General features: G+C 67.0%; 11 protein-coding genes. 2 read left to right on the top strand and 9 right to left on the bottom strand.

Features of this window, described 5'->3' with window-relative positions; genetic code table 11:
• Positions 1 to 2 precede the first annotated feature (2 nt).
• Together yedE and yedF are read left to right on the top strand one after the other, a co-directional pair.
• Entirely contained in the window at positions 3 to 1229 is a 1227-nt protein-coding gene (yedE, locus tag QSJ95_RS14515) for a selenium metabolism membrane protein YedE/FdhT (RefSeq protein WP_285643164.1), read from the top strand.
• Positions 1195 to 1443, top strand: coding sequence for a sulfurtransferase-like selenium metabolism protein YedF (gene yedF, locus QSJ95_RS14510; RefSeq protein ID WP_009616683.1), 249 nt, complete (start codon positions 1195 to 1197; stop codon positions 1441 to 1443). Before yedE ends, yedF begins: the two co-directional genes overlap by 35 nt.
• Positions 1444 to 1628: 185 nt before the next feature.
• Here yedF and QSJ95_RS14505 read toward each other — a convergent pair whose 3' ends face one another.
• From QSJ95_RS14505 to dnaE, 9 genes are all read right to left on the bottom strand, one after another.
• On the bottom strand, positions 1629 to 2159 hold the full coding sequence (locus tag QSJ95_RS14505) for a glycosyltransferase family protein (protein ID WP_052267865.1): 531 nt from the start codon (positions 2157 to 2159) through the stop codon (positions 1629 to 1631).
• A gap of 46 nt (positions 2160 to 2205) precedes the next feature.
• Positions 2206 to 2919: a 2-C-methyl-D-erythritol 4-phosphate cytidylyltransferase gene (gene ispD, locus QSJ95_RS14500; RefSeq protein WP_285643159.1), complete on the bottom strand. Its 714-nt coding sequence runs from the start codon at positions 2917 to 2919 to the stop codon at positions 2206 to 2208.
• On the bottom strand, positions 2916 to 3194 hold the full coding sequence (gene ftsB / locus QSJ95_RS14495) for a cell division protein FtsB (RefSeq protein ID WP_024128518.1): 279 nt from the start codon (positions 3192 to 3194) through the stop codon (positions 2916 to 2918). The genes ispD and ftsB overlap by 4 nt, the downstream gene beginning before the upstream one ends.
• Before the next feature lie 75 nt (positions 3195 to 3269).
• Positions 3270 to 4559, bottom strand: a complete 1290-nt coding sequence (eno, locus tag QSJ95_RS14490) for a phosphopyruvate hydratase (protein WP_043317821.1) — start codon at positions 4557 to 4559, stop codon at positions 3270 to 3272.
• 46 nt (positions 4560 to 4605) lie between these two features.
• Positions 4606 to 5451 carry a 3-deoxy-8-phosphooctulonate synthase gene (kdsA, locus tag QSJ95_RS14485; RefSeq protein ID WP_009616675.1) on the bottom strand — a complete coding sequence of 282 codons (846 nt, stop codon included), beginning with the start codon at positions 5449 to 5451 and terminating at the stop codon, positions 4606 to 4608.
• 2 nt (positions 5452 to 5453) lie between these two features.
• Positions 5454 to 7082, bottom strand: a complete 1629-nt coding sequence (gene pyrG / locus QSJ95_RS14480; RefSeq protein ID WP_009616672.1) for a CTP synthase — start codon at positions 7080 to 7082, stop codon at positions 5454 to 5456.
• Positions 7083 to 7252: 170 nt separating this feature from the next.
• A complete protein-coding gene (gene tilS / locus QSJ95_RS14475) occupies positions 7253 to 8566 on the bottom strand; it encodes a tRNA lysidine(34) synthetase TilS (protein ID WP_285643154.1) in 1314 nt (437 codons plus the stop codon).
• 105 nt (positions 8567 to 8671) lie between these two features.
• Positions 8672 to 9622, bottom strand: a complete 951-nt coding sequence (accA, locus tag QSJ95_RS14470) for an acetyl-CoA carboxylase carboxyl transferase subunit alpha (protein ID WP_009616669.1) — start codon at positions 9620 to 9622, stop codon at positions 8672 to 8674.
• A 116-nt stretch (positions 9623 to 9738) separates the two neighbouring features.
• Positions 9739 to 13266, bottom strand: coding sequence for a DNA polymerase III subunit alpha (dnaE, locus tag QSJ95_RS14465; RefSeq protein ID WP_043271174.1), 3528 nt, complete (start codon positions 13264 to 13266; stop codon positions 9739 to 9741).
• Positions 13267 to 13310: the final 44 nt, after the last annotated feature.

Here is a 13310-nt window from a genome sequence, read left to right as displayed (position 1 = left end):
CCATGTCCGCTCTTTCTGCCTTCCGCGAGCGCTACCTGCTGCGCTTCTGGTCACCGCTGCCGACCCTGGTCGCGCTCGGCGTCGCCTCTGCCTACTACTTCGCCCTGACCGGGACCTTCTGGGCCGTCACCGGGGAATTCACCCGCTGGGGCGGCCACGTGCTGTCCTGGTTCGGCGTGCCGGTGCAGGACTGGAGCTACTTCAAGATCATCGGCCTGCAGGGCACGCCGCTGGACCGCATCGACGGGGTGATGATCATCGGCATGTTCCTCGGCGCGCTGTGCTGCGCGCTCTGGGCCGGCAACGTCAGCCTGCGCTGGCCGACCAGCCGGCGCCGCCTGCTGCAGGGCCTGGTGGGCGGCATCATCGCCGGCTTCGGCGCGCGCCTGGCCATGGGCTGCAACCTGGCGGCGTTCTTCACCGGCATCCCGATGTTCTCGGTGCATGCCTGGGCCTTCATGCTTTCCACCGTGATCGGCGCCTGGTTCGGCGTGAAGCTGAGCCTGCTGCCGTTCCTGCGCACGCCGCTGAAGGTCACCGGCAAGGCCGCCAGCCTGCCCGACGCGGCCAGCCTCGCCCGCCGCGCCAAGGTGCAGTGGCGCCTGGGGCTGGCAGTGCTGGCCGTGGCCGCGCTGTTCGCCGCCTGGCGCTTCGAGGTGTCGCTGGTGCTGGGCCTGGCCACCCTGTTCGGCCTGCTGTTCGGCGGCCTGATCGAACGCGCGCAGATCTGCTTCACCAGCGCCGCCCGCGACCTCTGGACCACCGGCCGGACCAAGGCCGCCTTCGGCATTCTGCTGGGCATGGCCGCGGCCTGCGTCGGCACCTTCGCGGCGATCCACCTGGGCGTGGCGCCGAAGACCTTCTGGATGGGCCCCAACGCGGTGATCGGCGGCGTGCTGTTCGGCATCGGCATCGTCCTCGCCGGCGGCTGCGAGACCGGCTGGATGTACCGCTCGATGGAAGGGCAGGTGCATTTCTGGGTGGTCGGCGTCGGCAACGTCATCGGTGGCACCCTGGTGGCGGTGTACTGGGATGCGCTGGGCAGCGCCCTGGCCCTGCCCTATCCCAAGCTCAACCTGCTGCAGATGTTCGGCCCCGGCGGCGGCCTGCTGCTGACCTTCGCCGGCCTGGCGCTGTGCATGCTGCTGGTACAGCTGAACGCCAACCGTTTCACCCGTTCGAGGAAACCCGCCAATGAGCGCGAACAAGACGCCGACGCTGTCGCTTGACCTGCGCGGCGAGCACTGCCCGTACAACGCCATCGCCACCCTGGAAACCCTGGAGACGCTGAAGCCGGGCGACCTGCTGGAAGTGGTCACCGACTGCTCGCAGTCGGTGCACGGCATCCCCGAGGACACCAAGCGCCACGGCTACAACTGCCTGGCGGTGGAACAGCATGGGGCGCTGTTCCGTTTCCTCATCGAGGTGCCGTTGCTGGGGTGAGCCCTGGCGATACCCATGCGGGCGGGGTTTCTCGTAGGAGCGAGCTCCTACGAAAAGCGCCCACACCGCTCCTACGTTGTTTATTGGGTTCCCGCGTTCGCGGGAACCCAATAAACAATTGCTCCTACGCACAACCCCACCTTGTAGGAGCGCGCCCTGCGCGCGAAATCGCGGGCAAGGCCCGCCTAGGCCGAATCGCCACGGCCGGTATTGCGGCCGTGGCGGTGCAGGAAATCGTGGATGTGCCCGGGGAAGCGCGAACCGACCCAGGCGAACGCCAGGTACTTGAGCAGTTTGCCGGTGAAGATCGCCAGCAGCACGCCGGGATAGTGCAGCGGCACGTTGGACAGCACCACCAACGCCGGCGTCTGCGGCAGCGGCGAGATGGACACCAGGAACAGCGCCAGCAGGCCGTAGCGGCGGGTCCAGTCCATCACCTGCGCCCAGCTTGGGTCCTGCAGCAATTGCGGGAAATGGGCGTACAGGCTGGCCCAGCCCATGTGGTGCAGGACGATCACCAGCAGCAGCGCCCCCAGCGCGCTGCCCAGGGCGGCGCTCAGTGCTATGCCGCCCCAGCGCCGTGGCGCCACCAGGACCGCCGGCACCACCACGGAGGTGATCGGGTAGGCGGCGGTGCAGGTACCCAGCAGCGCCAGGCCCAGGCACAGCCAGGGCATGCGCCAGCCGTCGCCGGCCCAGCGCAGGATTCGGTGCAAATCGCCTTCGAGCCTGGGCAGGAACCTCGCAAGGCGCTTCATGGTTTCAGCGTTTTCCGAAAGTCCGTTGCAACCGCTGCAGGTCTTCCGGGGTGGTGACCTTGATGTTGTCGGCGCGGCCTTCGACCATCTTCGGCGCGTTGCCGGCCCATTCCATCGCCGAGGCCTCGTCGGTGATCGCCGCGCCCGCCACCAGGGCATCGGCCAGGGCTCGGTGCAGGGCGCCCAGGTGGAACATCTGCGGCGTATAGGCCTGCCAGACCACGCTGCGGTCGACGGTTTCCAGCACCCGGCCATCGGCGCCGACGCGCTTGAGCGTGTCCCGCGCCGGCACGCCGAGCAGGCCACCCACCGGGTCGTTGTCCAGTTCGCCGAGCAGCCGGTCGAGGTCGCCGCGGCTCAGGTTCGGCCGCGCCGCGTCGTGCACCAGCACCCAGTCGTCGCTGGCGGCGCCCTGTTCGTTGAGCAGCAGCAGGCCGTTGAGTACGGAATCCGCGCGCTCGCGGCCGCCTTCGGCACGCAGGATGCGCGGGTCGGCGGCACAGGGCAGGTTCGGCCACCAGGGATCGTCAGGCGCCAGGCAGACCACCAGGCCCTTGAGCATGGGGTGGCCGAGGAAGCAGTCGAGGGTGTGTTCGAGAATGCTGCGGCCGGCGAGGTCGAGGTATTGCTTGGGGCGGTCGGCGCGCATCCGCGAACCGATGCCCGCGGCGGGGATCACGGCCCAGAAGGCCGGCAGGGAGATGTCGCGGAATTTCATTGCGCCAGCTGGTAGAGGGTTTCCTTGTCCTTGACCATGCCGAGTTCGTGGCGGGCACGCTCCTCGACCGTCTCGGTGCCTTTCTTCAGTTCCGCCACCTCGGCCTCGAGGATGCGGTTGCGCTCGAGCAGACGCTGGTTCTCGCCCTGCTGGTCGGCGATCTGCTTCTCCAGCTCGCGCACTTGCGCCAGGCTGCCGTCCCCTACCCACAGGCGATACTGCAGGCCGGCGAGGCCCAGGAGCAGGACGAGGAACAGCCAGTAGGGGCTGCGCAGCTTACTCAGACGCAATTGTGGACTCCATGTGCGAAGGGGTGGCTCGCGCCACCCCTTCACCGTACCAGACTAGCCTCAGCCGCGGAATTCCGCGCGGCCACGGTACGGCGCCTTGGCGCCCAGCTGCTCTTCGATGCGCAGCAGCTGGTTGTACTTGGACACGCGGTCGGAGCGGCACAGCGAACCGGTCTTGATCTGGCCGGCGGCGGTGCCCACGGCCAGGTCGGCGATGGTGCTGTCCTCGGTTTCACCGCTGCGGTGCGAGATCACCGCGGTGTAGCCGGCGGCCTTGGCCATCTGGATGGCTTCGAGGGTCTCGGTCAGCGAGCCGATCTGGTTGAACTTGATCAGGATGGAGTTGCCGATGCCCTTCTCGATGCCTTCCTTGAGGATCCTGGTGTTGGTCACGAACAGGTCGTCGCCGACCAGTTGCACCTTGCCGCCGATCTTGTCGGTGAGGACTTTCCAGCCGGCCCAGTCGGACTCGTCCATGCCGTCTTCGATGGAAATGATCGGGAAGCGCTCGGCCAGGCCGGCCAGGTAGTCGGCGAAGCCGGCGGCGTCGAACACCTTGCCTTCGCCTTCGAGGTCGTACTTGCCGTCCTTGAAGAATTCGCTGGAGGCGCAGTCCAGGGCCAGGGTCACGTCGTCACCCAGCTTGTAGCCGGCGTTGGCCACGGCTTCGGCGATGGCGGCCAGGGCGTCTTCGTTGGAAGCCAGGTTCGGTGCGAAACCGCCTTCGTCGCCCACCGAGGTGCTCAGGCCACGGGCCTTCAGCACGGCCTTGAGGTGGTGGAAGATCTCGGCGCCCATGCGCAGCGCGTCGGCGAAGGTCTTGGCGCCTACCGGCTGGACCATGAATTCCTGGATGTCGACGTTGTTGTCGGCATGCTCGCCGCCGTTGATGATGTTCATCATCGGCACCGGCATGGAGTACACGCCCGGGGTGCCGTTCAGGTCGGCGATGTGCGCGTACAGCGGCACGCCCTTGGCCTGTGCGGCGGCCTTGGCGGCGGCCAGGGACACGGCCAGGATGGCGTTGGCGCCCAGCTTGGCCTTGTTGTCGGTGCCGTCGAGTTCGATCATCGCCTGGTCCAGCGCCCTCTGCTCGACCGGGTCCTTGCCCAGCAGCAGGTCGCGGATCGGGCCGTTGATGTTGGCCACGGCCTTCAGCACGCCCTTGCCCAGGTAACGGCTCTTGTCGCCATCGCGCAGTTCGAGTGCCTCGCGGGAACCGGTGGAAGCACCGGACGGGGCGCAGGCGCTGCCGACGATGCCGTTGTCCAGGATCACGTCCGCTTCAACGGTCGGGTTGCCGCGGGAGTCCAGGACCTCACGGCCCTTGATGTCGACGATCTTTGCCATTCTTGATAACACTCCGAAGATAGATAAACGGGGCGGCTGGTGAGACTTAGGCGGTCTCGATGGTGGGGAAACTCTTCACCAGGTCGTCCAGCTGCTTGAGCTGGGACAGGAAAGGCTCGAGCTTGTTCAAGCGCAGGGCGCACGGGCCGTCGCACTTGGCGTGCTCGGGGTCCGGGTGGGCCTCCAGGAACAGGCCGGCCAGGCCCTGGCTCATGCCGGCCTTGGCCAGGTCGGTGACCTGGGCGCGGCGGCCGCCGGCGGAGTCGGCGCGGCCGCCCGGCATCTGCAGGGCGTGGGTCACGTCGAAGAACACCGGGTACTGGAACTGCTTCATGATGCCGAAGCCGAGCATGTCCACCACCAGGTTGTTGTAACCGAAGGAGGAGCCACGCTCGCAGAGGATCAGTTGGTCGTTACCGGCTTCCTCGCACTTGGTCAGGATGTGTTTCATCTCCTGGGGCGCGAGGAACTGGGCCTTCTTGATGTTGATCACCGCGCCGGTCCTGGCCATGGCCACGACCAGATCGGTCTGCCGGGAGAGGAACGCTGGCAGCTGGATGATGTCGCAGACCTCGGCCACCGGGGCGGCCTGGAAGGGCTCGTGGACATCGGTGATGACCGGCACCTTGAAGGTCTTCTTGATCTCTTCGAAGATCTTCAGCCCCTCTTCCATGCCCGGACCGCGGTACGAGTGCATGGACGAGCGGTTGGCCTTGTCGAAGCTGGCCTTGAACACGTAGGGGATGCCGAGCTTCTCGGTGACCCGCACGTATTCCTCGCAGACCTGCATGGCCAGGTCGCGCGACTCCAGCACGTTCATGCCGCCGAACAGCACGAAAGGCAGGTCGTTGCCGATCTGGATGTCGCCGACGCGGATGATCTTCTGGCTCATGCTCAGGCCTTCCCGGCTTGCTTCAGGGCGGCGTTGACGAAGCCGCTGAACAGCGGGTGGCCATCACGCGGGGTGGAGGTGAACTCCGGGTGGAACTGGCAGGCGACGAACCACGGATGGTCCGGGGACTCGACCACTTCCACCAGCGCGCCGTCGCCGGAGCGGCCGGAAATCTTCAGGCCGGCTTCCTGCAGTTGCGGCAGCAGGTTGTTGTTCACTTCGTAGCGGTGGCGGTGACGCTCGACGATCACGTCCTTGCCGTAGCAGTCGTGCACCAGGGTGCCGGCTTCGAGCTGGCATTCCTGGGCGCCCAGACGCATGGTGCCGCCCAGGTCGGAGGCCTCGGTGCGCACTTCGGTGGCGCCGGTGGAGTCCTGCCATTCGGTGATCAGGCCGACCACCGGGTGGCCGCTGGACTTGTCGAATTCGGTGGAGTTGGCGTCTTTCCAGCCCAGCACGTTGCGGGCGTATTCGATGACCGCCACCTGCATGCCCAGGCAGATGCCCAGGTAGGGAACCTTGTTCTCGCGGGCGTACTGCACGGCGGTGATCTTGCCTTCCACGCCGCGCAGGCCGAAGCCGCCCGGGACCAGGATGGCGTCGGCGCCGTCGAGCAGACCGGTGCCCTGCTGCTCGATGTCCTCGGAGTCGATGTAGCGCAGGTTGACCTTGGTGCGGCTCTGGATGCCGGCGTGGGTCATGGCCTCGATCAGCGACTTGTAGGCATCGAGCAGTTCCATGTACTTGCCGACCATGGCGATGGTGACTTCACGCTCGGGGTTGAGCTTGGCGTCGACCACGCGGTCCCACTCGGACAGATCGGCCGGGCCGCACTCCAGGCCGAAGCGCTCGACGACGATGTCGTCCAGGCCCTGGGCGTGCAGCACCGACGGGATGCGGTAGATGGTGTCGACGTCTTCCAGGGAGATGACCGCGCGCTCTTCGACGTTGGTGAACAGGGCGATCTTGCGGCGCGAGGAGACGTCCACCGGATGATCGGAGCGGCAGACCAGCACGTCCGGCTGCAGGCCGATGGAGCGCAGCTCCTTGACCGAGTGCTGGGTCGGCTTGGTCTTGGTCTCGCCGGCGGTGGCGATGTACGGGACCAGGGTCAGGTGCATCAGCATGGCGCGGCGCGAGCCGATTTCCACGCGCAGCTGGCGGATCGCCTCGAGGAACGGCTGCGACTCGATGTCGCCGACGGTGCCGCCGACTTCCACCAGGGCCACGTCGGCATCGCCGGCGCCCTTGATGATGCGCCGCTTGATCTCGTCGGTGATGTGCGGGATCACCTGCACGGTGGCGCCCAGGTAGTCGCCGCGGCGCTCCTTGCGCAGCACGTCCATGTAGACGCGGCCGGTAGTGAAGTTGTTGTTCTGGGTCATGGTGGTGCGCACGAAGCGCTCGTAATGGCCCAGGTCGAGGTCGGTCTCGGCGCCATCGTGGGTGACGAACACCTCACCGTGCTGGAACGGGCTCATGGTGCCCGGATCGACGTTGATGTAGGGGTCCAGCTTGAGCATCGTGATCTTCAAGCCACGCGCTTCCAGAATGGCAGCCAAGGAAGCCGAGGCGATGCCTTTCCCCAATGAAGAAACAACACCACCCGTGACGAAGATGTAGCGCGTCATGAAAAGCCCTGAATGTCAGCGTTTAGGCGGCTGGGCCGCCGGGGAAGCGAATGAATGGGCCGCGGCCCAAACCGCGGCGCATGCCGCGCTCAATAGCGAACTCCCGCCGATTCCGTGGGAATCGACGGGAGCGGTATAAGACGGGAGCGTAGTCTACCGGAAAGGCCCTTTCAGCTCAAACCCGGGTCATTCGTCGGGGCTGTCCAGCGCAGGCGCCAGCCCGTCTCGCCGGCCTGGCGCAGCGTCGGCAGGTTGGCCACGCCGAGCAGTTGCCCGCCGCGCCAGAGCAGCGGCAGCCGCGGCCGGACGAAGGCCGGCACGGCGCTTTCGTTGAGCAGCCGCTTGAGGTCGCGGTGGCCGCGTTGGGCCAGTTCCAGCTGCTCGCCGCCGCGCCGGCAGGTCACCCGCAGCGGCCCGACGGGCGGTGCACCTTCCAGGTGCAGAAGGCCATTGCCGGGCAGCGCCAGGGGCTGCGTCGGGTCGTCCCAGGGCAGCTCGCACGCCGGCGCCTGCAGCCAGGCGTCCGACAGCCACCAGAGCCGCCCGCCGCTGCGCTGCAGCTCGCCGCCGCCCAGGCGCCAGACCGGCGCGGCATCCCCGGCGGCATCGCGCAGGGCCTGCCAGCCGGCCCAATGGGCGCTGTCCGGCATCGGCGTGAAGGGCGCCAGCCAGTGGCGCAGAGCGTTGCGTTGGCGGCTTTCGCCAAGCGCCAGCAGCGGAGCCAAGGCCAGCGAGGGTACGTGCAGCCAGTCGAAGTCATTGCCGGGCAGCGCCGCCGCCAGGTCCTGCTGCGCCAGCTCGGCCAGCAGCGCCTCGGCCTCGGCCAGGTGCGCGGCACTGCGGGCGATGTTGTCCACAGCCCGCGGCCAGCGCTCGGCGAGCAGCGGCAGCACGCGCTGGCGCAGGTAGTTGCGGGCGAAGGCGGTGTCGGTGTTGGACGGGTCTTCGATCCAGCGCAGGCCATGCTCGCGGGCGTAGCTTTCGAGTTCGGCGCGGGGCACGTCCAGCAGCGGCCGCAGCAGCATGCCGGCCCCCAGCGGCCGGGCGGCGGGAATGCCAGCCAGGCCACGCACGCCGGCGCCGCGCAGCAGGCGGAACAGCAGGGTCTCGGCCTGGTCGTCGCGGTGCTGGGCGGCCAGCAGGCAGTCGCCCGTTTTCAGGTGTTTCGCAAAAGCCTCGTAGCGTGCGCGACGCGCGGCCTGCTCCAGGCTCGCGCCCTTCGATACCGTTACCCGCTCGACCAGCAGAGGGACGCCCAGCTCGCGGCAGAACGCCTCGCAGTGCGCCGGCCAGGCGTCGGCCGCGGCCTGCAGGCCATGGTGGACATGGATGGCGGACAGAGGCGGCAGGGATTCGGTCCTGGCCAGTTGTGCCAGCAGGTGCAACAGAACGGAGGAATCCAACCCACCGGAGAAGCCTACCCGCCACGCCGGGGCCTGACGCCAGGGGGCCAGGGCGGAGAGCAGGCGGGATGGTAGGGGCATAGAGGGGGCTGGAAGCTGGAAGCTGGAAGTTGGAAGCGAAGAGCGTGAGGGAGGCGGGCTTTTCGCTCTTGCCTTCAGCTTCCAGCTTCCAGCCTCCCGCCGCCCTCAAGCGATCCCGTAGCTCATCAGCCGCTCGTAGCGACGCGCCAGCAGTTCCTGGGTGCTCAGGCCCTTGAGCATGGCCAGTTGCGACTTGAGCGCGTTGCGGATGCTTTCCGCTGCAGCGGCCGGGTCGCGGTGGGCGCTGCCCAGCGGTTCGGGGATCACGGTGTCGACGATGCCCAGGTCTTTCAGGCGCGCCGCGGTGATGCCCATGGCTTCGGCGGCTTCCGGGGCCTTTTCGGCGGTGCGCCATAGGATCGAGGCGCAGCCTTCCGGGGAGATCACCGCGTAGGTGGAGTACTGCAGCATGTTCAGGTTGTCGCAGACGCCGATGGCCAGGGCGCCGCCGGAGCCGCCCTCGCCGATGACGGTGGCGATGATCGGCGTCTTCAGGCGCGCCATCACGCGCAGGTTCCAGGCAATGGCCTCGCTCTGGCCGCGCTCTTCGGCGTCGATGCCCGGGTAGGCGCCGGGGGTGTCGATGAAGGTCAGGATCGGCATCTTGAAGCGTTCGGCCATTTCCATCAGGCGGCAGGCCTTGCGGTAGCCTTCCGGACGCGGCATGCCGAAGTTGCGGCGCACCTTCTCGCGCACTTCGCGGCCCTTCTGGTGGCCGATGACCATCACCGGCTGCTCGTCCAGGCGGGCGACGCCGCCAACGATGGCGGCGTCGTCGGCGAAGTGGCGGTCGCCGTGCAGTTCTTCGAACTCGGTGAAGATGTGCTCGATGTAGTCCAGGGTGTAGGGCCGGCGCGGGTGGCGCGCGAGCTGGGCGATCTGCCAGCTGCTCAGGTTGCCGAAGATGTTCTCGGTCAGCGCGCGGCTCTTGTCTTCCAGGCGGGCGATTTCATCGCTGATGTTGATGGAGTTGTCGTTGCCGACCAGACGCAGCTCTTCGATCTTGGCTTGCATGTCGGCGATCGGCTGTTCGAAATCGAGGAAGTTCGGGTTCATGGGCTATCCGTCGTGCTGAATGGCGGCAGGGCCTGGTCCGTATGGCGCCCTACCTTACGGTATCGGGCGCCCAGGGTCGAGACTGGCGGGCGGGCGGCGTTCGGCCACCGGCCACGCTAGCGGTAGTTGAGGAAGACGTTGTCGCGTCCGAACTGGTCACGCAATGCCTGAATCAGCGCATCGGCCGGGTCGATGCGCCAGTCTTCGCCGAACTGCAGCAGGGCGCGGGCGTCGCTGGAACTGTAGTCGACGGTGACCGGGCAGTTGCCGCGGTGGCGGCCGCACAGCTCAGCCAGCCAGCGCAGGCGGTCGCCCTTGAGCGCATCCGCGGCGACCTTCAGCCGCAGGCTCTCGGCCAGCGCGGTGCGCGCCTCCTCCAGGCCCATGACGCGCTTGGCGCGCAGGCGCAGGCCGCCGGAGAAGTCGTCCTGGCTGACCTCGCCCTCGATCACCACCATGGCGTCGGTCTGCAGCAGGCCCTGGTTGGCGGCGAAGGCCTCGGCGAACAGCGAGGCCTCGATGCGCCCAGAGCGATCGTCGAGGGTGACGAAGCCCATCTTGTCGCCGCGCTTGTTCTTCATCACCCGCAGGTTGACGATCAGCCCGGCCACGGTCTGGGTGTCGCGCGCCGGCTTCAGTTCGACGATGCGCTGGCGGGCGAAGCGGCGCACCTCGCCTTCGTACTCGTCGATCGGGTGGCCGGTGAGGTACAGGCCGAGAGTGTCCTTCTCGCCTTTCAGGCGTTCCTTGAGGGTCAGTTCCTTGGCCTTGCGGTGGTTGGCGTAAACGTCGGCCTCCGGCTCGGCGAACAGCCCGCCGAACAGGTCCATGTGGCCGCTGTCATGGCTGCGCGAGGTCTGCTCGGCGGCCTTGATGGCTTCCTCCATGGACGCCAGCAGCACTGCGCGGTTGCGGTCGATATCGGCCAGGTAGGCCTTGGGCTCTTCGTGGAAATACGGGCCCAGGCGGTCCAGCGCGCCGGCGCGGATCAGCGCATCGAGGGTGCGCTTGTTGATGCGCTTGAGGTCGATGCGGTCGCAGAAATCGAACAGGTCCTTGAACGGCCCGCCCTCGGCGCGGCATTCGGTGATGGCTTCCACCGGGCCTTCGCCGACGCCCTTGATCGCGCCCAGGCCATAGACGATCTGGTTGTCGTCGTCGACGGTGAAGCGGAACTCGGAGTTGTTCACGTCCGGGGCGACGATGCGCAGCTTCATGTGCCGGCATTCTTCGATCAGCGTCACCACCTTGTCGGTGTTCTGCATATCCGCGGTGAGTACCGCGGCCATGAAGGGCGCGGCCCAGTGCGTCTTCAGCCAGGCGGTCTGGTAGGAGACCAGGCCGTAGGCGGCCGAGTGCGACTTGTTGAAGCCGTAGCCGGCGAACTTTTCCACCAGGTCGAAGATGTTGCCCGCCAGGTCCTTGTCGATGCCGTTGTTGGCGCAGCCCTCGATGAAGCCGCCGCGCTGCTTGGCCATCTCCTCGGGCTTCTTCTTGCCCATGGCGCGGCGCAGCATGTCCGCGCCGCCGAGGGTGTAGCCGGCCATCACCTGGGCGATCTGCATCACCTGTTCCTGGTACAGGATGATGCCGTAGGTGGGCTTGAGCACCGGCTCCAGGCCCGCATACTGGTAGTCCGGGTGCGGGTAGGAGATTTCCTCGCGGCCGTGCTTACGGTTGATGAAGTCGTCCACCATGCCCGACTGCAGCGGGCCGGGACGGAACAGCGCCACCAGTGCGATCAGGTCTTCCAGGCAGTCCGGCTTGAGCTTCTTGATCAGCTCCTTCATGCCGCGCGATTCCAGCTGGAACACCGCGGTGGTCTCGGCCTTCTGCAGCAGGTCGTAGGTCTTCTTGTCGTCCAGCGGGATGCGGTCGATGTCGACCAGGTTCTCGTCGCCGGCCTTGCGCTGGATGCGATGGATGATTTCCATCGCCCACTTGATGATGGTCAGGGTGCGCAGGCCGAGGAAGTCGAACTTCACCAGGCCGGCGGCTTCCACGTCGTCCTTGTCGAACTGGGTCACCAGGCCGCCGCCCTCTTCGTCGCAGGCGATGGGCGAGAAGTCGGTGAGCTTGGTCGGCGCGATCACCACGCCGCCCGCGTGCTTGCCGGTGCCGCGGGTGACGCCTTCCAGCTTCAGGGCCATGTCCCAGATTTCCTGGGCTTCCTCGTCGGACTTGAGGAAATCGCGGAGCATTTCCTCCTGTTCGAAGGCCTTGTCCAGGGTCATGCCGACTTCGAAGGGGATCATCTTCGACAGCTTGTCGGCCAGGCCGTAGGACTTGCCCTGCACCCGCGCCACGTCGCGCACCACCGCCTTGGCGGCCATGGAGCCGAAGGTGATGATCTGGCTCACCGCGTTGCGCCCGTAGGCGTCGGCCACGTAGTCGATCACCCGGTCGCGGCCTTCCATGCAGAAGTCCACGTCGAAGTCGGGCATGGAGATACGTTCGGGGTTGAGGAAGCGCTCGAACAGCAGGTCGTAGGCCAGCGGGTCGAGGTCGGTGATCTTCAGCACATAGGCAACCAGCGAGCCGGCACCCGAACCCCGGCCCGGCCCCACCGGCACGCCGTTGTTCTTGGCCCACTTGATGAAGTCCATCACGATCAGGAAGTAGCCGGGGAAGCCCATCTGGATGATGGTGCCCAGCTCGAACTCCAGGCGGTCGACGTAGACCTGGCGCTTTTCCTCGTAGTTCGGCGTGTCCTTGGGCAGCAGCACCGCCAGGCGCTCCTCCAGCCCCTCGTAGGAGACATGGCGCAGGTAGTCGTTGATGTCCATGCCTTCGATGGGAATCGGGAAGTTGGGCAGGAAGTACTTGCCCAGCTGCACTTCGATGTTGCAGCGCTTGGCGATCTCGACGGTGTTTTCCAGGGCCTCGGGCAGGTCGCTGAACAGCTCGGCCATTTCCGCCGGCGATTTCAGGTACTGCTGGTCGGAGTAGTTGCGCGAGCGGCGCGGGTCGTCCAGGGCGCGGCCTTCGCCGATGCACACGCGGGTCTCGTGGGCCTCGAAGTCTTCCTGCTTGATGAAGCGCACGTCATTGGTGGCCACCAGCGGCGCGCCGCTGCGCTCGGCCAGCGCCACGGCGGCGTGCAGGTGTTCCTCGTCGTTGACCCGCGCGGTGCGCTGCACTTCCAGATAGAAGCGGTCGGGGAAGACTTCCATCCACTCGGCCAGCAGCGAGTCGGCCAGCGCGTCCTCGCCGTCGAGCAGGGCGTGGCCGATCTCCCCTTCCTTGGCCGCGGACAGCGCGATCAGGCCTTCGGCGGCCTCTTTCACCCAGTCGCGCTCGATGATGATCTCGCCGTTGCGTTGGCCTTCCTGCCAGCCGCGGGAGATCAGCTCGGTGAGGTTGCGGTAGCCCTTGGCGTTCATCACCAGCAGGCTCAGGCGGCTGAGCGGGCCGTCCTCGTCGCGGCTGGCCAGCCAGATGTCGGCGCCGCAGATCGGCTTGATGCCGGCGCCCATGGCGGTCTTGTAGAACTTCACCAGCGAGCACATGTTGCTCTGGTCGGTGATCGCCACCGCCGGCATGCCGGCGCCGGCCACTGCCTTGCACAACGGCTTGACCCTGACCAGGCCGTCGACCAGGGAGTACTCGGAGTGCAGACGCAGGTGGACGAAGGAGGCGGTCATGGTGGTCCTATGCAACGCGGAAACGATAAGCGGCCGATTGTACC

It is taken from the genome of Pseudomonas sp. NBRC 100443 (genome assembly GCF_030268185.1).
In the GTDB taxonomy this organism is placed as follows: Bacteria; Pseudomonadota; Gammaproteobacteria; order Pseudomonadales; family Pseudomonadaceae; genus Pseudomonas; species Pseudomonas citronellolis.
The sequence above is the reverse complement of the archived record's forward strand: the minus strand, read 5'-3'. Positions and strand labels throughout refer to the sequence as shown.